Source organism: Nonomuraea salmonea (assembly GCF_042428605.1).
Taxonomy (GTDB): Bacteria; Actinomycetota; Actinomycetes; order Streptosporangiales; family Streptosporangiaceae; genus Nonomuraea; species Nonomuraea salmonea.
Window position 1 is genome coordinate 120,660 of the sequence record NZ_JBHMCF010000042.1, and the last position, 20,115, is coordinate 140,774.

19 protein-coding genes are annotated in these 20,115 nt (G+C 72.1%); 9 read left to right on the top strand and 10 right to left on the bottom strand.

What is annotated here, in order from left to right:
- Nucleotides 1-221: 221 nt before the first annotated feature.
- From ACFFR3_RS38685 to ACFFR3_RS38695, 3 genes are all read right to left on the bottom strand, one after another.
- Entirely contained in the window at nt 222-2,333 is a 2,112-nt protein-coding gene (locus tag ACFFR3_RS38685) for a glycoside hydrolase family 6 protein (RefSeq protein WP_379484746.1), read from the bottom strand.
- A gap of 100 nt (nt 2,334-2,433) precedes the next feature.
- Complete coding sequence (locus ACFFR3_RS38690) at nt 2,434-3,417, bottom strand: GNAT family N-acetyltransferase (RefSeq protein WP_345399187.1); 984 nt, start codon at nt 3,415-3,417, stop codon at nt 2,434-2,436.
- Nucleotides 3,418-3,458: 41 nt separating this feature from the next.
- Nucleotides 3,459-3,704, bottom strand: a complete 246-nt coding sequence (locus ACFFR3_RS38695; protein WP_345399190.1) for a DUF2630 family protein — start codon at nt 3,702-3,704, stop codon at nt 3,459-3,461.
- Between the two features lie 38 nt (nt 3,705-3,742).
- Here ACFFR3_RS38695 and ddaH point away from each other — a divergent pair, with 38 nt between their 5' ends.
- From ddaH to ACFFR3_RS38720, 5 genes are all read left to right on the top strand, one after another.
- Nucleotides 3,743-4,489 carry a dimethylargininase gene (ddaH, locus tag ACFFR3_RS38700; RefSeq protein WP_345399193.1) on the top strand — a complete coding sequence of 249 codons (747 nt, stop codon included), beginning with the start codon at nt 3,743-3,745 and terminating at the stop codon, nt 4,487-4,489.
- Between the two features lie 183 nt (nt 4,490-4,672).
- On the top strand, nt 4,673-6,379 hold the full coding sequence (leuA, locus tag ACFFR3_RS38705) for a 2-isopropylmalate synthase (protein WP_364377670.1): 1,707 nt from the start codon (nt 4,673-4,675) through the stop codon (nt 6,377-6,379).
- Nucleotides 6,380-6,519: 140 nt separating this feature from the next.
- Nucleotides 6,520-7,896, top strand: coding sequence for an MDR family MFS transporter (locus tag ACFFR3_RS38710; protein ID WP_379484747.1), 1,377 nt, complete (start codon nt 6,520-6,522; stop codon nt 7,894-7,896).
- A complete protein-coding gene (locus tag ACFFR3_RS38715) occupies nt 7,893-10,331 on the top strand; it encodes a PEP/pyruvate-binding domain-containing protein (RefSeq protein WP_379484748.1) in 2,439 nt (812 codons plus the stop codon). Before ACFFR3_RS38710 ends, ACFFR3_RS38715 begins: the two co-directional genes overlap by 4 nt.
- Before the next feature lie 10 nt (nt 10,332-10,341).
- Entirely contained in the window at nt 10,342-10,938 is a 597-nt protein-coding gene (locus tag ACFFR3_RS38720; protein WP_345399200.1) for a TetR/AcrR family transcriptional regulator, read from the top strand.
- Here the strand turns inward: ACFFR3_RS38720 and ACFFR3_RS38725 are convergent.
- From ACFFR3_RS38725 to ACFFR3_RS38735, 3 genes are all read right to left on the bottom strand, one after another.
- The gene (locus ACFFR3_RS38725) at nt 10,919-11,770 is read right to left on the bottom strand and encodes a hypothetical protein (RefSeq protein ID WP_345399203.1); all 852 of its coding nucleotides are present in this window, start codon (nt 11,768-11,770) and stop codon (nt 10,919-10,921) included. The two genes, ACFFR3_RS38720 and ACFFR3_RS38725, sit on opposite strands and share 20 nt — an antisense overlap.
- A 98-nt stretch (nt 11,771-11,868) precedes the next feature.
- Complete coding sequence (locus ACFFR3_RS38730; protein WP_345399206.1) at nt 11,869-12,192, bottom strand: PadR family transcriptional regulator; 324 nt, start codon at nt 12,190-12,192, stop codon at nt 11,869-11,871.
- Between the two features lie 24 nt (nt 12,193-12,216).
- Nucleotides 12,217-12,933, bottom strand: a complete 717-nt coding sequence (locus ACFFR3_RS38735; RefSeq protein ID WP_379484749.1) for a TetR/AcrR family transcriptional regulator — start codon at nt 12,931-12,933, stop codon at nt 12,217-12,219.
- Between the two features lie 114 nt (nt 12,934-13,047).
- Between ACFFR3_RS38735 and ACFFR3_RS38740 the strand changes: the two genes are divergently transcribed.
- Genes ACFFR3_RS38740 through ACFFR3_RS38750 form a run of 3 tightly spaced genes read left to right on the top strand, consistent with a single transcriptional unit; the run spans nt 13,048 to nt 15,199 of the window.
- Complete coding sequence (locus ACFFR3_RS38740) at nt 13,048-13,401, top strand: YrdB family protein (RefSeq protein WP_364377661.1); 354 nt, start codon at nt 13,048-13,050, stop codon at nt 13,399-13,401.
- A gap of 2 nt (nt 13,402-13,403) precedes the next feature.
- Complete coding sequence (locus ACFFR3_RS38745) at nt 13,404-14,315, top strand: NAD-dependent epimerase/dehydratase family protein (protein WP_345399215.1); 912 nt, start codon at nt 13,404-13,406, stop codon at nt 14,313-14,315.
- The gene (locus ACFFR3_RS38750) at nt 14,312-15,199 is read left to right on the top strand and encodes a Gfo/Idh/MocA family protein (RefSeq protein ID WP_345399218.1); all 888 of its coding nucleotides are present in this window, start codon (nt 14,312-14,314) and stop codon (nt 15,197-15,199) included. Before ACFFR3_RS38745 ends, ACFFR3_RS38750 begins: the two co-directional genes overlap by 4 nt.
- Here ACFFR3_RS38750 and ACFFR3_RS38755 read toward each other — a convergent pair whose 3' ends face one another.
- Genes ACFFR3_RS38755 through ACFFR3_RS38770 form a run of 4 tightly spaced genes read right to left on the bottom strand, consistent with a single transcriptional unit; the run spans nt 15,200 to nt 19,576 of the window.
- Entirely contained in the window at nt 15,200-16,021 is an 822-nt protein-coding gene (locus ACFFR3_RS38755) for a trypsin-like serine peptidase (protein ID WP_364377657.1), read from the bottom strand.
- A 57-nt stretch (nt 16,022-16,078) separates the two neighbouring features.
- Nucleotides 16,079-17,083: an acetamidase/formamidase family protein gene (locus ACFFR3_RS38760; RefSeq protein ID WP_379484750.1), complete on the bottom strand. Its 1,005-nt coding sequence runs from the start codon at nt 17,081-17,083 to the stop codon at nt 16,079-16,081.
- The gene (locus ACFFR3_RS38765) at nt 17,080-18,447 is read right to left on the bottom strand and encodes an APC family permease (protein WP_364377653.1); all 1,368 of its coding nucleotides are present in this window, start codon (nt 18,445-18,447) and stop codon (nt 17,080-17,082) included. The genes ACFFR3_RS38760 and ACFFR3_RS38765 overlap by 4 nt, the downstream gene beginning before the upstream one ends.
- 52 nt (nt 18,448-18,499) lie before the next feature.
- A complete protein-coding gene (locus ACFFR3_RS38770; RefSeq protein ID WP_364377651.1) occupies nt 18,500-19,576 on the bottom strand; it encodes a substrate-binding domain-containing protein in 1,077 nt (358 codons plus the stop codon).
- 48 nt (nt 19,577-19,624) lie between these two features.
- Between ACFFR3_RS38770 and ACFFR3_RS38775 the strand changes: the two genes are divergently transcribed.
- Complete coding sequence (locus ACFFR3_RS38775) at nt 19,625-20,071, top strand: MarR family winged helix-turn-helix transcriptional regulator (RefSeq protein ID WP_345399239.1); 447 nt, start codon at nt 19,625-19,627, stop codon at nt 20,069-20,071.
- Nucleotides 20,072-20,115 lie beyond the last annotated feature (44 nt).

The window sequence follows — 20,115 nt, forward strand, 5'->3', positions numbered from 1 at the left end:
CTGGAGGGCTCTGGGGGGAGTGGGTGCTGGCCAGAGCCTTACGGCGGAAGGTTGTTCGGACAAGATGGCCGGGGCCAGATCTAACGTCCGCTTAACATGACTTCTTACCTGCGCTTAACCGGCCCGCAACACGGGCCGGGGCCTTGGAGGGGTGTGGGTGGCGGTGGCCCGCCACCGGGCCGGGGCTGGGGCTGTGAGGGGGGTGACGGCGGGTCGGGGTGTCAGTCGAGGGGCGGGTCGGCGTTCTTCGCCATCTCCAGGCCCAGCACGTCCCACCACTCGCCGGACGGCGGTGACACGACGCCGCGTTCCGGGTCCTTCTCGCCGTCCGTGCCGCGCGTGCACCGGCCGCCGGAGACGCCCGGCCTGGAGATCCACAGGTACGCGTCCACCAGCTCCTCGCCCGTCTCCGTGGTCGGGCGGGGGCCCACGCCGCGGCCCGGCGGGTTGCACCACGTCTGCGGGTCCTTATAGTGCTCGTCCGGCACCCAGGTCCCCTGGCCGTTCCTGCTGGTGTCCACCACGAAGTGCGGCATCGCCGCGGGGTCGGCGTCCGCGGCCTCAGGGCAGCCCGAGCCGCCCGACCTCACGCGGACGCCGATGCAGGCGGACAGCTCCTTGCCGTACGCGACGGTCGGCTCGGTGGCGGTGAAGGCGGCGGTGTTGAGGAAGAAGCCGTCGGCCCGCTCGACGCCCGCTCCGATCAGCCGCTCGGCCATGACCTCGGTGCCCGGCCAGTGCGCCTGGGCGCCGTCGAGGTAGACGGCCGTGCCGGGGTTCGACTTGAGCGTGGCCACGGCGGCGCGCAGGGCCTGGTAACGCGGCTCGGGGGAGCCGCCGGGGTCGCAGTTCTTGGTGCCGGGGATGCGGACCAGGCTGCCGGGTTCGAGGATCACCACCGCCTTGGACGGGCCGATCGTCCTGGCGATCCCCTCGATCCACTCCTGGTAGCCCTTGAGCTCGGTGTCGGCGGGCGGCCGGCAGTCGCTGCCCGGCAGGTCGTCGACCATGAAGACCGGCACCGCGCCCGCCTGCCCTGACGCCGTGACCGCCGCCGCCACCTTCGGCCTGACCCCAGGATCGGCGACCCGGATGGCGTGGGGGACCGCCGCCAGCCGGTCCATCAGTGCGGCGTCCTTCGGGCGGTCCTTGCGCCAGCGGCCGGCCTGCTCGCTCGCGAACGGCTCCTTCGGCGAGTAGAAGGCCACGGTCCCACCGGCCCGCAACGGGTTCCCCGCCCCGCCGCCACCGCCTCCCGGCGTGCTCTTCGCCGTGCCGCCCGTCGCGCCCGTCGTCCGGCTCGCGCCCGTGGCGGACGTCCTCCCGTCGGCACCTGGATCGCCCGACCCCCTGACCGCCATCGCCACCGAGAACCCGGCCACCGCCACGACCGCGACGGCCGCCGCCAGCACCCACTTCCGCTGCCCCGACGCCGCCGTGAGCGCTCCCTCGTTCTCGGGCACCCACCTGCCGGTCTCTTGGAGCGGCTCGGCGACCGGCGCACGGGAGCCGGCCACCTCCGGCCGGGCCGCGCTCTCCGGGCCGGTGCTCAGCCGGTCCATGAGGTCCTGCGCGGTGGGGCGCTCGGCGGGGTTCTTGGACAGCGCGGCGACCACCAGGTCGTGCAGCGGCCCGGGCAGCCCCGACAGCTCGGGCGGGTCGTTGATGACGCGCAGCAGCACGTCGGGAACGGATCCGGTGCCGAACGGCGAGACGCCGCTCGCCGCGTACGCGACCGTGCAGCCCCAGGAGAAGATGTCCGACGCGGGCCCCACGGTGACGCCCGACACCTGCTCGGGCGACATGTACGACGGCGTCCCCACGATGGCGCTGCTCATCTCGGAGTCCACGAGATGCGCGATGCCGAAGTCGATCACCTTGGGCCCGACCTGCGACAGCAGCACGTTCGACGGCTTGAGGTCGCGGTGCACGACCCCGGCCCCGTGGATGGCGCGCAGGGCCATCGCCATCGCGGCGGCGAGCCCGTCGAGCGCCGACCCCTTGAGCGGCCCCGACTCCTGCACGGCCGCGCCCAGGCTGGGGCCCTCGACGTATTCGGTGACGAGGTAGGCCACGTCGCCGAAGACGTCGGCGTCGAGCACGGGCGCCGTACAGAACCTGGCGACCCGCTGCGCGGCGGCCACCTCGCGGGCGAACCTGCGGCGGAAGCCGGCGTCGGCGTCCATCCTGGCGTGGATGACCTTGACCGCGACCCGGCCGCCGGGGCCCTCGCCGAGGTAGACGACCCCCATGCCGCCCTCGCCGAGCCGGCCCAGCAGGGTGTACGGCCCCACCTGCCGCGGATCTCCGTTCCTCAGCGACTCCAAGGTCATAATGCGTCAGGTTAGCCCCGGCGCGGCGGCCGGGGCCATGCTTATGCGATCTTCACAGCGATCGTCACAGCGATCTTCACAGCGATCTTCACAGCGATCTTCACAAGGGCAGCCGCCACTCGTGCCACTCGTCGAACAGCTCGAACCCCATGGCCTCGTTGATGGCCAGCATGTGGGCGTTGGAGACGGCGTTCCAGGTGATGATCCGGTCGAGGTGCGGCTCGTGCTCGCGCAGCCACAGCAGGTTGGCGACCTTGAGCAGCAGCCCGAGCCGGTGGCCGCGGTGCTCGCGCAGCACGGTGGTGTCGGCCTGGTGGCCCCAGCCGTTGTCGCGGGCGCTGTCGAGCAGGATGCGGGTGTAGCCGGCGGGGGCGCCGTCGGACGTGCGCCGGGCGATCGTGGTGTAGCTGGTGCGGCCGGTCAGCGGGATGGACTCCTCGCGCTGCCGCAGCCGCTCGACGGAGTGGACCTGGTCCTCGACGCCGGGGTCGCGCGGGGCGTCGTTCATGCCGCCCATCACCGCGGCCAGGTCGGGCAGCAGCTCGGGCCCGGCCGGGCCGATCCACTGCTCCAGGTGGTAGCCGGGCACCTCGGGACGCATGCGGCGCAGCGCGTCCCAGTCGGCGGCGCGCAGGTCGAGCGTGCGGCGGGCCTCGTTCATCGCCACCGTCATGCCGCGCGCGGCGGCGAAGCGGGCGGCCGTGCCGGTGGTGATCGTCTCGGTCAGCAGCAGTGTCCTGCCGTTCGCGCGCATCCGGTCGAGCGCGTGCGCGAACAGGGCGGTGCCGAGGCCGCGGCCCTGCGACTCGGGGCGCACGGCGAGCGGGAAGAGCCAGCCGATGTGCCGGTTGTCGGTCTCGTACAGCTCCAGTCCGTAGCCGCCCGCCACCTTGCCGCCGTCGGTCGCCGCCCACGCCTCGTAACGCTGGCCCGCCCCGCCCCTCCTGATCAGATGGGAGAACCAGGCCAGGCCGGGCTCAGGGCCGCGGTCGTCGCCGCTCGCCGCCTCGGCCGTGATGTACGCCTCGTGCAGGCCCTCGATGAGGCCGCCCGGCTGCTCCGGGTCGATCGGCTGGATGCGCATGGAACCAGGAGACCGCACGGCTCCGCCCCGAGGCGAACGATTTATTGCCGGTAGTTCTCCACCTCGCGGGGCGGCCTGGCGGTGGCGCCGTCGGGGTCCTCGCCCGCGCCGCGCCTGGCCCTGCGCTGCCTGAGCAGGTCCCAGCACTGGTCGAGCGCCGTCTCCAGCTCCTTGATGCGCGCCTGCTCCTCGTCGGTGGTCACCTGACCGGCCGTGAGCCTGCCGCGCAGCTCGTGCTCCTCGTCGACCAGGGCGCTGATCCTGGTCAGAATCTCGTCGTCACGCATGTCCAAGACTCTAGTCAGTGCGTGATAGAACACGCCCTATGTCAGGCATTGCGCTGGTAAGGAAGCCCGGTCCCCGCGTCGCCGAGGGCATCGTCACCCATCTCGCGCGCGAGCCGGTCGATCCCGAGCGGGCCGCCGTCCAGCACGACGCCTACGTCGCCGCGCTGGCCGAGGCGGGCTGGCGGCCGGTGTACGCGCCGCGCGCCGACGACCTGCCCGACGCGCCGTTCGTCGAGGACGCGGTGGTCGTGTCCGGCCGCCTCGCGGTGCTGACCAGGCCGGGCGCCGAGGAGCGGCGGCCCGAGGTGGAGTCGGTGGCGGAGGTGGTGCGCGGCCTGGGCCTGCCGTCCGTGCGCATCGCCCCGCCCGCCACCCTCGACGGCGGCGACGTGCTGCAGGTCGGCTCCACCGTGTACGTCGGCAGGTCGGCCCGCACCAACGACGAGGGCGTCGCGCAGCTCGCCGCCCTGCTGCCGGAGCGCAGCGTCGTGCCCGTCGAGCTCAAGGGCGTGCTGCACCTGAAGTCGGCCGTGACCGCGCTGCCCGACGGGACGCTCATCGGCGATCCGCGCCACGTGGACCTGCCGGGCCTGCTGGTGCCGGAGGAGGAGGCGGGCGCGCACGTGGTGCCGCTGGGCGGGAACCGGGTGCTGCTGTCCGCCGCGGCCCCTCAGACAGGGACGGTGCTCGAACAGCGCGGCTATATGGTGATGAAAGTGGATATTTCGGAATTTGAGCGGTTGGAAGGCTGCGTGACCTGCCTCAGCGTGCTCGTGGCGGACTGACGTTCTCAGGATGTGAGAACCTGCGCGGCCCACGGCGAGACGTCTGGTAGCGTGCATGGCATGCTGCGCGGGCTGCTTCTTAGCTGCCGCGGCGGGGGCCTGTAGAGGCCGGCTCCCTCGCCGCGGAGCCAGTCGTGCGCGTCGGCCGCTTTTCTTCCGAAGACCGACGAGGAGCACCGACTCATGACCGCTCAGCAGCCCAGCCGCATGCCCGTCCATCGTTATCAGCCGTTCGAGCCCATCCGGCTGACCGATCGCACCTGGCCCGACCAGGTCATCACCAAGGCGCCCCGCTGGTGCGCGGTCGACCTGCGCGACGGCAACCAGGCCCTGATCGACCCGATGGACTCCCACCGCAAGCTCCAGATGTTCGAGCTGCTCGTACGCATGGGCTACAAGGAGATCGAGGTCGGCTTCCCGGCGGCGTCGCAGACCGACTTCGACTTCATCCGCACGATCATCGAAGAGGGCCGCATCCCCGACGACGTGGTCATCCAGGTGCTGACGCAGGCCAGGCCCGAGCTGATCGAGCGCACCTTCGAGTCGATCGAGGGCGCCAAGCAGGCCATCGTCCACCTGTACAACTCGACCTCCACCCTCCAGCGCCGCGTCGTGTTCGGCCAGGACAAAGACGGCATCACCGCCATCGCGGTCGAGGGCGCCAAGCTGGTGAAGAAGCTCGCCGACGCCACCGACGTCGACGTCCGCTTCCAATACTCGCCCGAGTCGTTCACCGGCACCGAGCTCGAATACGCCGTCGAGGTGTGCGACGCCGTCAACGAGGTGTGGCAGCCCACCCCCGACCGCAAGGTCATCATCAACCTGCCCGCCACCGTCGAGATGGCCACCCCCAACGTCTACGCCGACCAGATCGAGTGGATGCACCGCAACCTCAAGCACCGCGACTCGATCGTGCTGTCGCTGCACCCGCACAACGATCGCGGCAGCGCCGTGGCCGCCGCCGAGCTGGGCTACATGGCGGGCGCCGACCGCATCGAGGGCTGCCTGTTCGGCAACGGCGAGCGCACCGGCAACGTCTGCCTGGTCACGCTCGGCATGAACCTGTTCTCCCAGGGCGTCGACCCCGAGATCGACTTCAGTGACATCGACGAGATCCGTCGCATCACCGAATACTGCAACCAGCTGCCCGTGCACCCGCGCCACCCGTGGGGCGGCGAGCTGGTCTACACCGCCTTCTCCGGCTCCCACCAGGACGCCATCAAGAAGGGCTTCGAGCACCTCGAGCGCGACGCGGCGGCGGCCGGCGTGCCGGTCGACGAGTTCACCTGGGCCGTCCCCTACCTGCCGATCGACCCCAAGGACATCGGGCGTTCCTACGAGGCCGTCATCCGGGTCAACAGCCAGTCCGGCAAGGGCGGCGTCGCGTACATCATGAAGGCCGACCACCAGCTCGACCTGCCGCGGCGGCTGCAGATCGAGTTCTCCAAGGTCGTGCAGGCGCGCACCGACAGCGAGGGCGGCGAGATCAGCCCGGCCGCGATGTACGACATCTTCCGCGACGAATACCTGCCCAATCCCGCCAACCGCTGGGGCCGGCTCAGCCTCATGGCCCACCGCCACCAGTCCACGGTCGACGACAAAGACCGCATCAGCGCCGACGTGCGGCTCGACGGGGAGATCCGCGAGATCGACGGCACCGGCAACGGCCCGATCTCGGCCTTCATCGACGCCATTGCCGGTGTCGGCATCCAGGTGCGCGTCCTCGACTACGTCGAGCACGCGATGACCGCCGGCAGCGACGCCAAGGCCGCCTCCTACCTGGAGTGCGAGGTGAACGGCCAGGTCCTGTGGGGCGTCGGCATCGACACCAACGTCACGACCGCCTCGCTCAAGGCCATCATCTCGGCCGTCAACCGCGCCTCCCGCTGACCTGCGAAAGCCCGAGCCCTCACGGCGGTGAGGACTCGGGCTTTTTCACGTCCTGGGAAATGACCGGATAGTGAACGTTGCGTTTCTTTGGGGTGGATCCTATGCTCGGTAGAGAACGAGACGTTCTCTAAGGAGCGGCCATGGGGCTCGTGCTGTCGGGGCTGATGCTGTGCATGCTGCTCGGCGCGCTCGATCAGACGATCATGGCGCCGGCGTTGCCCGCCGTGGCGGCCGGGCTGGGCGGGCTCGACCAGATGTCGGCCGTCGTCAGCGCCTACCTCGTGGCCGCGACCGTCGTCATGCCGGTCTACGGGAAGCTCGGCGATCGGTACGGGCGCAAGCCGGTCATGCAGGCGGCCATCGTGATCTTCGTCGCCGGGGCCGTGCTGTGTGCGCTGGCCACGTCGATGCCGCAGTTCATCGCCTTCCGGGCGGTTCAGGGCATCGGCGGTGGCGGGCTGATGATCGGGGCGCAGGCGATCATCGGGGAGGTGGTGAGCCCGCGCGAGCGGGGGCGCTACCTGGGGCTCATCGGCGCCGCGTACCTGGTGGCGGCCGTGGGCGGCCCGCTGATCGGCGGGTTCTTCATCGACCGGCTGAGCTGGCGGTGGATCTTCGTCATCTACCCGCCCCTGGGGCTGCTCGCGCTGATCGTCCTGACCGCCACGCTCAAGCTGCCGAGGCCCGTCGGCCGGGCGCCGCTCGACGTGGCGGGGGCCGTCACACTGGGCGTGGCCGTCGTGGGCGTCGTCCTGCTGGGGGAGAGCGGCAACCCCGCCTACCTCGGGCTGGCGGCGGCCGGCGTGGCCGGCTGGCTGCTCAGCGCCCGCTACGCGACCGACCCCATCCTGCCGCTGCGGCTGTTCAGGGACCGGGCGTTCGCGGTGCCCGTGGCGATCAGCTTCGTCGTCGGGTTCGCGTTGTTCGGCGCGACGTCGTACCTTCCCGCGTACGCGCAGATCGCGCTGCACACGAGCGCCACCCGCGCCGGGCTGATGGTGACCGCCCTCATGGCCGGCGTGCTGCTCACCACCATCGTCTCCGGCCGGCTCATCACCAGGACCGGCGTCTACAAGCCCTACCCCGTCGCGGGCACGATCCTCGCCGCGGCCGGGCTCGGGCTCATCGGGCTGGCCGGCGCCTCACCGGCCGGGCTCGTGGCGGCGATGGCGCTGACCGGGCTGGGGGTGGGGCTCGTCATGCAGGTGATGGTGACGGCCGCCCAGAACGCCGTCCCGTACGAGGACCTGGGCACCGCCACCTCGTCGGTCACGTTCCTGCGTCAGATCGGCGCCTCCGCCGGGGTCGCGCTGGTCGGCGCCCTGATCACGCTGCGGTCGGGCATCTCGGGGAGCAATCCGGCCACGCTGCCGGAAGGGATGCGCGAGACGTTCGCCGCCGCGGTGCCGCCGGTGTTCGCGGCCATGGCGCCGCTGTTCGTCGTCGCGTTCTTCCTGGCCCTGGCCCTGCCGGCGCGCCCGCTCCGCACCACCGCCTACGTCGAGGAGAGACAGTGAAACTGGTCGCACCCCTGAACGCCTTCGGGCGCGCCGACCTGGCCACGGCCGGGGGCAAGGGCGCCAACCTGGGTGAGCTCGTCAGGCACGGCCTTCCGGTGCCCGACGGGTTCGTGATCACGACGCACGCGTACGAGCTGGTCGCCCGCGGTCGTGACACCCGCGAGCACTTCGAGACCGTCGAACCCCCCGACGAGCTGCGGAAGGCCATCACCGAAGCGTACGCGCGGCTCGGCGGCGGGCCGGTGGCCGTGCGGTCGAGCGCGACCGCCGAGGACCTGCCGGGGGCGGCGTTCGCCGGTCAGCAGGACACCTTCCTCAACGTGGTCGGGGAGCAGGCGCTGCTCGACGCGGTACGCCGCTGCTGGGCATCCCTCTGGACCGACCGCGCCGTCGCCTACCGGGCCCGCCTGCGCCTGGACGACTCCGAGGTGCGGATCGCGGTCGTGGTGCAGCGGATGGTGGAGGCGGAGACGGCCGGGGTGATGTTCACCGCGAACCCGGTCACCGGTGACCGCACGCAACTGGTCGTCGACGCGGGCCGGGGGCTGGGGGAGGCGGTCGTGTCGGGGCTGGTCACCCCTGACCACTACGTGCTCCGGCCGTCGGGCGAGGTCGTGGACTTCAGGCCGGGCCGCGGCGAGGTCGTGGTCCGCAGCGCGGAAGGCGGCGGCGTCGTCCACGAGAGCCCGGCGGGGGCCGGTGGGCAGGGCGGTGGGCAGGGCGATGGGCAGGGCGGTGGGCAGGGCGGTGGGCTGGGTGCCCGGGCCGAGCGGGGGCCGGTTCCGGGCACCCCTGGATTGCTGACCGATGAGGTGCTGCGGGAGCTGGCCACGCTCGGGGGGCGGGTGGCCGAGGTGTTCGGGCGGCCGCAGGACATCGAGTGGGCTCATGTGGCGGGGCGGCTGCACCTGCTCCAGGCCCGGCCCATGACCGCGCTGCCGCCGCCTCCGCTGGGGCCGCTCGACGGCATCCAGCGCAAGACGGCCGAGATCCTCATGGAGTACCTGCCCGAGCGGCCGTACCCGATGGACATGTCCTCCTGGCTGCCCAACGGGCCTGCGGGGCAGATGAGCAAGGTGTTCGCCGCGTACGGCATCCGCAACCTCATCCACGAGGCGCTCCAGGAGGAGGACGGCGTCGTCTACCGGATCGTTCCCGTCAGGCCGGGCTTCGAGCGGAAGGTGCTGACGGCGCCGTTCCGCGCGCTGCGCAAGGCCAGGAGGTACGACCCCGCCCGCTGGACCGAGGACCCCCGCTTCCAGGCGTACCTGAAGGATGTCGAGAAGCTGCGCGCCCTCGACCTGGAGGAGCTGCCGTGGGAGGAGCTGCGGCGGGTGCCCAGGCAGGCGATGGACCTGGTGGGGCCGGTGGCCGACCTGCGGATCGACTACCTGCCTGGCGTCGGGCTGGCGCTGCTGCGGCTGATGCTGGGGCTGACGCTGCTCGGGCGCAGGAAGATGTTCGGCGAGCTGTTGCTGGGCGCGCCCACCCGCACCTCCGACGCCAACCGGGCGCTGGAGCGCCTGGCCGAGACGGCCCGCCGTACCGGGGCCCTGAAGGCGGAGCGGCCGCCCGCCGAGCTCGCCACGGAGGTCGCCCCGGAGTTCGCCGCGGAGCTGGCGGATTTCATGGCCGAGTACGGCCACCGCGAGACCGCGAGCCCCATCCTCATCACGCCGCCCACCTGGGCCGACGCCCCCGAGGTGGTGCTCGACCTGGTGCGGGTGCTGGCGGCGGCGCCGCCCAAGGAACGGGAGGAGCAGGCGGGGCCACCCGTGAGACCACGGTGGCTGGCTCGCCGGGTGGCGGCGGCCCGCGCGGGCATGGTCTTCCGCGAGGACAGCCACTTCTCGTTCATGATGCCGGCGCCGGTCATGCGCAGGGCGCTGGTGGAGATGGGCCGCAGGCTGGCGCAGGCGCGCCTGCTCGACCGCCCCGAGGACGTCTTCCACCTGCGGCTGGAGGAGCTGGAGTCGCTGCGCGGCACCGACGACCCGGCCGCCGCCCGGCTGCGCGACGTGGCCAGGCGGCGGGCGGCCAAGCGGGAGGAGCTGTCCGGGGTCAGGCTCATCGACCCGGCGGCCGTCCACCCCGTCACCGACCCCGGCCCCGCGCTGCTGACCGGCGCGGCGGCGGGCGGCGGCACGGCCACCGGGCCGGTCAAGGTGATCGCGAGCGTCGCCGAGTTCGGCCGGCTGGAGCCAGGCGACGTGCTGGTCTGCCCGTACACGAACCCGTCGTGGACGCCGTTGTTCCAGCGCGCGGCGGCGGTCGTCGTGGACACCGGCGGCGCCGCCTCGCACGCCGCCATCGTCGCGAGGGAGTACGGCATCCCGGCCGTCATGGGCACGGGACGCGGCACGTCGGTGCTGGAGGACGGCCTGCAGGTCACCGTCAACGGTGACACCGGCACCGTCACGGCCGCTCCCTAGAATGCCTGCCATGGTGACCGACCACCGCAAACAGCCGCGCCGCCGGGGCGAGGCCCTGAGCGCCGCGATCTTCCAGGCCACGCTCGACGAGCTGTCCGAGGTCGGTTACGCCGGACTGACCATGGAGGGGGTCGCGGAGCGGGCGAGGGCCAGCAAGGCCTCGCTCTACCGGCGCTGGCCCAGCCGCATCGAGCTGGTGATGGATGCGGTCTACCGGTCGCTGCCGTCGCCCGGCTCCGCGCCCGACACCGGCAACCTGCGCGACGACCTGGTGGCGCTGCTGACCACCACCTCCAACGCCCTGTCGGGCCCTGCGGGCGAGGCGATGCGCGGGCTGCTCGGCGAGGCGCTGCGCGGCGAGTCGCCGCTGGGCTCGATGCGGCGCAACACGCAGGGGAGGGGTCGGCGGCTGATGGAGGAGGTGGTGCAGAGGGCGATCGAGCGCGGCGAGGTGGACCCGTCCGACGTCACGCCGCGCCGCATCGACGCCGGTCACGCTCTGCTGCGCCACCACTTCCTGTTCGAGGGCCTGCCGTTCCCCGACGGCCTCGTGGTGCAGATCGTGGACGAGGTGCTCGTCCCGCTGCTCAAACCGTCGTCCCGCTGAGCGAGGGGATGTCCACGGCGCCCGTCCTGCCCCTGGCGAGGGTACGGCCCGCCACCAGAGCGGTCATGGAGACGCCGATCAGCGCGCCCGCGGCCACCGGCGTCACGAACGCCGGTGCCGCCTGGCCCAGCACGAGCAGCACGGCCACGGCGAGCCACGCGAGGCCGTTCATCAGCGCGGCGACGGCAAGGGACCGCCCTGCGGCGAGCACGGCCGGCCCGAACGCCGGAGCAGCCGAGGCGATCAGCGGCAGCGGCAGCACCAGCGCCATGAGGATCGGCACGAAGAACCCGCCCGTCATCGCCGTCCCGAGCGGCCCGACCGGCTGCCGGAGCAGGAGGACGGCCACCAGCGCGGCGGGGACGGCCAGCAGGCCCGCCGTCCGCAGCATCCGCCGCGCGGTGGCCCTGGCCGCCTGATCGTGGGAGGAGTGGACGCGGACGGCGGAGCCGAGCTGCCAGAGCGACAGCAGCGCCGTCACGCCCGCCGCGACGAAGAGCGACGTCGCCGTGCCGCGCAGCTGCTCGGCGATCGGGCCCGCGGCCGCCGCCCGCGCCCACACGCCGGGCAGCTCGCCGAGGCCGGGCCGCCACAGGAACCACAGCAGGAAGCCGCCCGTGACCAGCGACACCGCGAGCGGCACGCGCAACGGGCCCGCGCCGGGGATGCGCCGGTGGTGCAGCCAGGCGTCGGCCGCCCCGGCCAACAGATCCGCCACCGTGCGCGGGCGTACCGGCCGGGCGGTGACCAGGTCGCCCACCTCGTCGCCGTACCGCTCCCGCCACGCCTTCGGATAGAGACGCAGCGCCGCCTCAGCCAGCCACCGCAGCACACCGGCCCCCGTTTCCCCGCGCGGAGGAACGCCGCCTCCGCCGGTCGTGTTCGTCGAAGAGGAGCGTCCCCGCCTCGGGGGACGCGGGCGGGCAGGAGTCATGCCGGCCCCAGCGCCACGCGCGTGCTGCCGGCCCGCTCGATGCGGCGCAGCGTGGCGAGCTGCTCGCCGAGCGCGGCCCGGCCGCCGGGTGTGATCCGGTACGGCTTGCGCCGCTCGGCAGAGGCGACCGGCTCGATCCAGCCGCGCTCCTCCAGCCGCATCAGCGCGCCGTAGAGCGTGCCCGGCTCCAGTGAGGTGCCGGAGAACTCCTCGATGTCGCCGATCATCCGGTAGCCGTGTTTCTGCCCCTCCGCGAGGCTGATGAGCACCAGCAGCGCCACGTCCGTGAAGCGGCCGAGCTCCTGTGTCCTGCGAGCCATGTATTCAGTAAAACTTAGTAAGTCTCACTGAGCAAGCCCCAAGGTGCCCGCCGTCAGCCGCATGGCATGCTCGAAGGCGGCCTCCCGGTGCTCGATGGTGTTGTCGAACTGGCCGAACACCTCGAACGTGACCCAGCCGTACAACGTGCTCCACGCGGTGACCGCGCGCCAGACCACGGCGTCGGGCACCTCGGGCATCAGCTCGCGGATGGTCGCGGCGTCCCCCGCCAATTCCTGCGCCAATTCCTGCGCCGGCTCCTGCGGCGCCCCGCCGGAGGGCGGCCGGATCGCGCCGGCCCGCCAGGCGTCGGACACGAGGCGGCCCAGCACGACGACGTCGCGTACGCGGGCGTCGATCGTGGCCTGCGGCGCCTGGTAGCCGGGCACGGGGGAGCCGTAGATGAGCGCGAACTCGTGGGGGTGCGCCAGGGCCCAGCCGCGGACGGCGCGGCAGACCGCCAGCCATCGGCCGAGGTGGTCGTCGCGGGCCACTTCGGCCTCGCCGGTCTCGACGGCCTCGCCGAGCGCGTTGTAGCCGTCGATGATCAGCGCGGTGAGCAGGTCATCGCGGCTCGGGAAATAGCGGTAGATGGCCGACGACACCATGCCCATCTCGCGGGCGACGGCCCTCAGGGACAGGCCGCCGGCTCCCTCGGTGGCGAGCCTGCGCCGTGCGATGTCGGTGATCTCCTTGGTGAGCTCGGCCCTGACGCGTTCTCTTGCGGTGCGGCTGGCGGTCATGCCGAGCAGATTATCAGAGCGGTGCCAAAAAACGAGAGCACTGCTCTTGACGATTGGCGCTCTTTTGAGAGAGCATTGCTCTCGTAAGAGAACGCCGCCCCAGGAGGCCCCCCGATGTCGTCCCTCGCTAAAAGCGCCAACATGCTCCTGATGTTCCTCCTGGAGATGGGGGTGCTGTTCTCCGCCGGTTACTGGGGCTTCACCCTGAGCCCTAACTGGGGCGTGAAGCTCCTCGCCGGGCTCGGCGCGCCCGCGCTGTTCATCGCCGCGTGGGCGTTGTTCGGGGCGGGCGGCGGCGAGAACGCCGTCTACCCGCTGACCGGCCTGGCCCGCGCCGCGCTGGAGATCCTCTGGTTCGGCGGCGGCGCCCTGGCGCTCTACGCCTCGGGCCTGGTCACCCCGGCGCTCGTCTTCTTCGCGCTCTTCGTCGTCAACGCGGTTCTCCGCCTCATCTGGAACGAGGTCTGATCATGGGCAAGCACGTCGTCGTGGGCTCCGGCCAGGTCGGTACGCACCTGGCGAGGAAGCTCCTCTCGCGCGGCCACGAGGTCGTGGTCGTGACCCGCTCGGGCCGCGGCCCCGACGGGGCCGTCAAGGTGGCCGCCGACGTGGCCGACAAGGCCAGGCTCACCGAGCTCACCGAGGGCGCCGACGTCCTCTACAACTGCGTCAACCCCCGCTACGACCGCTGGCCGGTCGACTGGCCGCCGATGGCCGCCGCGTTCCTGGCCGCCGCCGAGGCCACCGGCGCCGTCTACGTGCTGCTGGGCAACCTCTACCCGTACGGGCCCGTCACCGGCCCCATGACCGAGGACCTGCCGCTCGCCTCCACTGACCCCAAGTTCCGGGTGCGGACCAAGATGTGGCAGGACGCGCTGGCCGCGCACGAGGCGGGCCGCATCAGGGCCACCGAGGTCCGCGCGTCCGACTTCTTCGGGCCCGGCGCCACCGACCAGTCCTACCTGGGCGACCGGTTCCTCAAGCCGCTGCGCGCGGGCAGGACGATCCCGCTGGTGTGGCCGGCCGACGTGCCGCACACGTGGTCGTACCTGCCGGACGTGGCGGAGGCGCTGATCACGGCCGGCGCGGACGAGCGGGCCTGGGGCCGCCCCTGGCACGTGCCGAGCGGGGAGCCGCTGACCTTCCGGCAGGTGGGGGAGCGCATGGCCGCGCTGCTCGGCAGGCCCGCGCCGCGCATGTTCCAGATCCCGTGGCCGGTGATCAGGGCGGCCGGGCCGTTCTCGTACATGATCGGCGAGCTGGCGCACGTCCGCTACCAGTTCACCGAGCCGTTCGTGATGGACTCGTCGGCCTTCCAGCGGGCGTTCGGCGTCGCGCCTACCCCGATCGACGAGGCGCTCAAGGCTACGCTCGACGCGTGAAGATTGCCATGATCGGGCTGGGCGACATCGCGGAGAAGGCCTACCTGCCCGTGCTCGCCGCGCAGCCCGCACTCGACCTGCACTTGTGCACCCGCAACCAGGCCCGCCTCGACCGGCTCGGCGACGCCTACCGCATCGCCGCCCGCTACACCGGCGTAGATGAGGTGATCAAGGCGGGGGTGCGGGCGGCGTTCGTGCACGCGGCCACCGAGGCGCACCCGGGGATCGTCGAGCCGCTGCTCGCGGCCGGGGTGCACGTCTACGTGGACAAGCCCATCGCCTACACGCTGGCCGACGCGGAGCGCCTGGTCCGGCTGGCCAGGGACGAGGACAGGTCGCTCATGGTGGGCTTCAACCGGCGTCACGCCCCCGGCTACGCCGAGCTGGTCGCCCATCCGCGCCGCCTGGTGCTGATGGAGAAGAACCGGCTCAACCATCCCGACACGCCGCGCCGGGCGATCTTCGACGACTTCATCCACGTGGCCGACACGCTCAGGTTCCTCGCGCTCGGCCAGGTCACCGACACCACGATCAGGACCCGCGTCCACGACGGGCTCATCGAGCACATCGTGCTCGAGCTGTCCGGCGACGGCTTCACCGCCATCGGCGTCATGAACAGGATGAGCGGCGCCAGCGAGGAGACCTGCGAGGTCATGGGCGACGGCACCAAGCGGCGGGTGGTCAACCTGGGCGACGTGATCGACTACGAGGGCGGCGAGCGGCTCGTCCGCAGGCCCGACTGGGTGCCGGTGGCCAGGCAGCGCGGCATCGAGCAGATCTGCCTGGAGTTCCTGGCCGCCGTACGCGAGGAGCGCCGCATCGACGCGGGCGACGCGCTGGCCACCCACGCCCTCTGCGAGCGGATCGTCGAGCACACCGGCTGATCAGTGGGGCCGCGCGAGCATCGTCTCGTCGGCCCTGGCGAACATGCGGCCGAAGACCTTGCCGCCCAGCCGGGTCAGCACGGTGTAGCCCTCGGCGTCGCGCAGCGGGCTCGATGACGACACCACGCCCGCGATCGCGCCGCCGTACAGCGCGGGGCCGCCGCTGCCGCCCGCGGTGGCGTGGCAGTTGTGGGTCACCATCAGCCCTGGGCCCTTGCGCACGGCCTCGACGGTGTCGCCGACGCACCGGTACAGCGTCGTGCCGGGGTAGCCCTTGCCCGCCGGGTAGCCGAGCAGTTCGAGGCCGCGCAGTTCGGTGCCGCGCGCGGTGGGCATCGCCTTCAGCCCGCGCCCGGTGACGGCCTCCAGCGGGCGCTTGCGGCGGGCGACGCCGACCAGCCCCACGTCGTACGGCAGCAGGTCCGGCGAGTACGGCCGCGAGCGCCACCTGGCCGGCACCCACGTGCGCACGACCGGCCAGACGCCCAGCTTCGGCCGCCCCCGGTCGAAGCCCGGCAGGAACGCGAGGTGTTCGAGCAGCCGCCCGTCGCGGTAGAGGCAGTGCGCCGCCGTCAGCACCAGGCTGCGGCTGCGCGAGCCGATCACCGTCCCCCCGCACAACACGTCGGTCTTGGCGACGGGGTCGCGGCCGAGCAGCACCCCCGTCAGCCGCCGCGCCCCCGTGTAGGGGCGCGGGACCGGCGCGTAGCCCAGGCGGTCACCATCGGGGGTGAGGACGCTGGAAGCGGGAACGTCGCGTTGGGACACCTCGGTGACGGCGGCTGGATCGAGCAGGACCAGGGACAGCACCAACCTGAGCACCCTCACACCCTATGGGGAAGATGATCAGTGCCCTGACCTGCGACATCAATGTTTACCCTAACTTGTGTACGCGGAACCCAGTGCCCGCAGCCGGGCGTGCACGTCCTCGTGGACGGAGGTCCGGCCGAGGTACGCCTTGGGCAGTTTGGCGACCATCGTGTAGTTGGTGTCGCAGACGTTCCCGACCGGCGCCTGCCCGGCCTGGCTGACGAGCTGGTAGGCGTCGAGCGTGTCGAGGCCGGTCAGCTCGGAGGTCCAGGTGACGAGGTCGTGCTGGCTGATGCGGTAGGCGTCCTCCAGCGGCCGGGCCGAGCCGGTGGACATCAGGTGCCGGTCGTCCTCCAGCCGCGGCCACGGCGTGGAGACGCCCTTGATCAGCTCGACCGCGACCACGGTGTTCATGGCCGACTCCACGGCGGTGCCGCACACCTCGCCGTGCCCCTGCAGGCCGTGGCCGTCGCCGACGGAGAACAGCCCGCCCTCCACGTTGACGCCGAGGTAGACGGTGACGCCCGCGCGCAGCTCGGGGGTGTCCATGTTGCCGCCGTGCGCGTCGGGGGTGATCGACATGCGGACCTCGTTCGCGCCCGGCGCCACGCCGACCGTGCCGTGCATGGGGTCGAGCGGCAGGTCCACGCTGAAGTCGCTGTTGCGGGCGTGGTAGACGGCCACGTTCCGCTCCAGGTCGATGTCGTAGCGCCAGACCCGCTCCTCCAGCGGCGGGTGCAGCATGGCCGTGGTGTGGGTCGCGGTCAGCGCGCCGAAGTGGGGGAACGTGGTGGAGACCGCCCAGTCCCTGGCCGGGGTGATCGAGACGAAGTGCAGCGCCAGCGTGTCGCCCGGCTCGGCGCCCTCGACGTGGAAGGGGCCTGTCACGGGGTTGAGGTAGGGGAACTCGCACACCTGGGACGGCAGGTCGTCCACGGTACGCACCCGGCCGCCGAAGCAGTCCTCGGTGTAGATCTCCAGGATCGTGCCCGGCCGTACCTTGCCGACGGCCGCGCGCCCCCCGAAGGTGTAGCTCAGCTCTTCCGGCGAGGGGTGGTAGGAGACGACGTTCACTTGACCTCCGTGGGAAGTTCGGGCCGGCGTCCCACCACGTAGGAGACGCCGATGACGACCAAGCCGATCGCGAGCCAGACGCCGCCGACCCACTGCGCGGCGACGTTCTGGTTGATGACGACGGCCACCAGCACCGCGAAGCCGATCGCGGGCGCGACGAGGTGCGCCCAGATGTTCCGGCTGCGCTTCTTGATCATGTAGTGGACGACCACGGCGACGTGGAGCATCAGAAACGCGCTCATCGCACCGAAGTTGACCAGGGAGGCGAGCTCCCCGATGCCATTGTCGCGCAGGCTCATGAAGACGCCGAGCGTGACCGACACGGCGGCGACGGCGAACGTCGCGTTGACCGGCACCCTGTGCTTGGGATGCACCTTCGCCAGGAAGGCGGGCAGCTGCCGGTCGCGGGCCATCGCGAACAGCAGCCGCGAGGTGGCGGCCTGGGCGACCAGCGAGTTGGCGAAGCCCCAGGCGATGGCGGTGGCGACGGCGGTGAGCACGGACAGCCAGGGCCCGCCGGCGAAGGCCGCCGTGTCGTAGAAGGCGTTGCCGGTGAGGTCGCCTTCGGCGATCAGCTGTTCCCTGTTCGGGGTGAGCAGGGCGGCCACCCACGTCTGCACCACGAACAGCACCGCGGCCACGCCCAGCGCGGCGACCATGGAACGGCCGAGCCTGCGCGCGTCCTCGCGGTTCTCCTCGGCGAGCGTCGAGATGCCGTCGAAGCCGAGGAACGACAGCACCGCCACCGACGCCGCGGCGAACACGACGGTCCAGGTGAAGGAGGAGGAGTCGAAGAGCGGGGTGAGCGCGCCCGCCTGCGCCTTGCCCTGGGCCAGCGCGACGCCGCCGACCACCAGGAAGATCGCCAGCACGGCCAGCTCGGCGACCAGCATGATCCGGGTGATCCTGGCCGTCATCTGGATGCCCAGGTAGTTGACGACGGTGTTGAGAAGCACGAACGCCACCAGCCACGCCCAGACGGGGACGGCCGGGACGAACGAGTTCATCGCCGTGCTCGCCACCAGATACAGCAGCGAGGGCACGAGCACGTAGTCCAGGAGGATCGCCCAGCCGGCGAAGAAGCCGACGGGGGCCGCGATGCCGCGCCCCGCGTAGGTGTAGACCGAGCCTGCCATCGGGAACGCCCTGGCCATCTGCGCGTACGACAGCGCGGTGAACGCCATCGCCACGAGCCCGATGACGTACGCCAGCGCCACCATGCCGTGCGAGATGGAGAAGACGTTGCCGAAGATGCCGAAGGGCGCGATCGGCACCATGAAGATCAGGCCATAGATCATCAGGTCGGCGAAACCCAGGGAACGCTGGAGTTCCTGGCGGTAGCCGAACTGCTCGACTGTGCTCATGCACGGCTCCTAGCTGCTAAGGGGGCGATTGGCACCTTAGAGCCAAAGCTTTCTACTGAAAAGATTTCTCCAGAAAGAAATCAAGGCCGTCGGCCCTGCCGAGGTGAACGGGGTGGCGCACCTGGTGGTCGAGCAGCGTCAGCGTGCCCCGCGCGCTGGTGATCGTGGTGCCGTCGGCCACCGCGTCCAGCGCGGGCACCGCCAGCGAGCCGGCCCGCGCGCACAGCGCCGCCAGCATCGCCACCGCCTCGTAGCAGCCGTGGCCGTGCGCGTTGAGCAGCGGCGCGTCCGCGCCGAACCGGGCCGCGTAGCGCTCGGCGAAGCCCTGACCGGCCTCCGTGGGCAGGTTGCGGAAGTAGCCCATCGAGGCGTACAGGCCGCCCGTGACGTCGCCGCCGATGCCCAGCAGGCCGTGCTCCTCCAGCGCCCCGCACAGCCGCACCGCGCTCAGCCCCGCCGCCGCGTACGCCCGGTTGAAGGCCACCAGGTCGCTGCCGATCAGCGTCAGCAGGATCGCGTCAGGCCGGGCGCCCGCCACCCGGTCCAGCCAGTGCACCGCCTGTCCGTACGCGACGAGGCTCTCGCCCACCACCGTGGCGCCCGCCGCGCGCAGCCGCCCGCGCGCCCTGGCGTGCACCAGGCGCGGCCAGATGTAGTCGTTGCCCAGCAGGTACCAGCGGCGGGCGTGGGAGGCGGTCAGCCGATCGATGCCGGGGACGAGCTGCCTGTCGGGGGTCTCGCCCAGGAAGTAGACGCCCGGCGCGCGGCCGCCGCCCTCGTACGGAGGCGCGTACACGAACGGCACCCGCCCCGCGATCGCCGCCACCACCGCCACCCGCACGTCGCTGGCGTGCGCCCCGGCCACGGCGGAGATCGTGCCGGACCGTACGAGACCGGCCACCTCGTCCGCGACCTGCGGCGCGGGCCGCCCGCCGTCGATGAGCACCAGCTCGACCGGCCGGCCCAGCATGCCGCCCCTGCCGTTGATCTCCTCGGCGGCCAGCACCGCGCAGTTGATCGCGCAGGGGCCCATCAGGCCGAGCACCCCCGACACGGGGACGACCAGCGCGATCCTGATCGCGTCGGAGGGGAGGAGCCGCGCTTCGAGAGGATCGACCGTCGCCGCCACGCCGACGAGTATCCTCCTCTACAACCCCCCGACGAAAGGACCCCTTCGATGACCACTCATGGGCTCGGGTCCTCACTCGCCTACTTGCTGAGCCGTGCGGAGCGCAGCGTCAACCGGGGGCTCGCGGCGGCGCTCGCCGGCGAGGGGGTCACCGTCGAGCAGTGGCGCATCATGCGGGCGCTGGCCGACGGGCGGGGCGAGTCGATGGGCGAGCTGGCCGAGGCGGTGCTGATGCCGCACCCCACGCTGACCAAGGCCGTCGACCGGCTCATCGACCGCGCGCTGGTCTATCGCGGCCCGGCCAAGGGCGACCGGCGGCGGGTGGCGGTGTTCGTCTCAGGGCGGGGGGCCGAGCTGCTGGCCCGCATCGACGGCGCCGTGGCCGAGCAGCAGGGGCTGATCGCGCTGGCGTTCGGCGCCGAGCGCACCGAGCAGCTCATGCGTGATTTGGAGAGCCTGGTCGCCGCCCTCGACCACGCCGAGCTGAAGGCCTGAGCAGGCAGGCGGGCCGCCGGCCGGGCCTTGAGCCCGCAGAACGC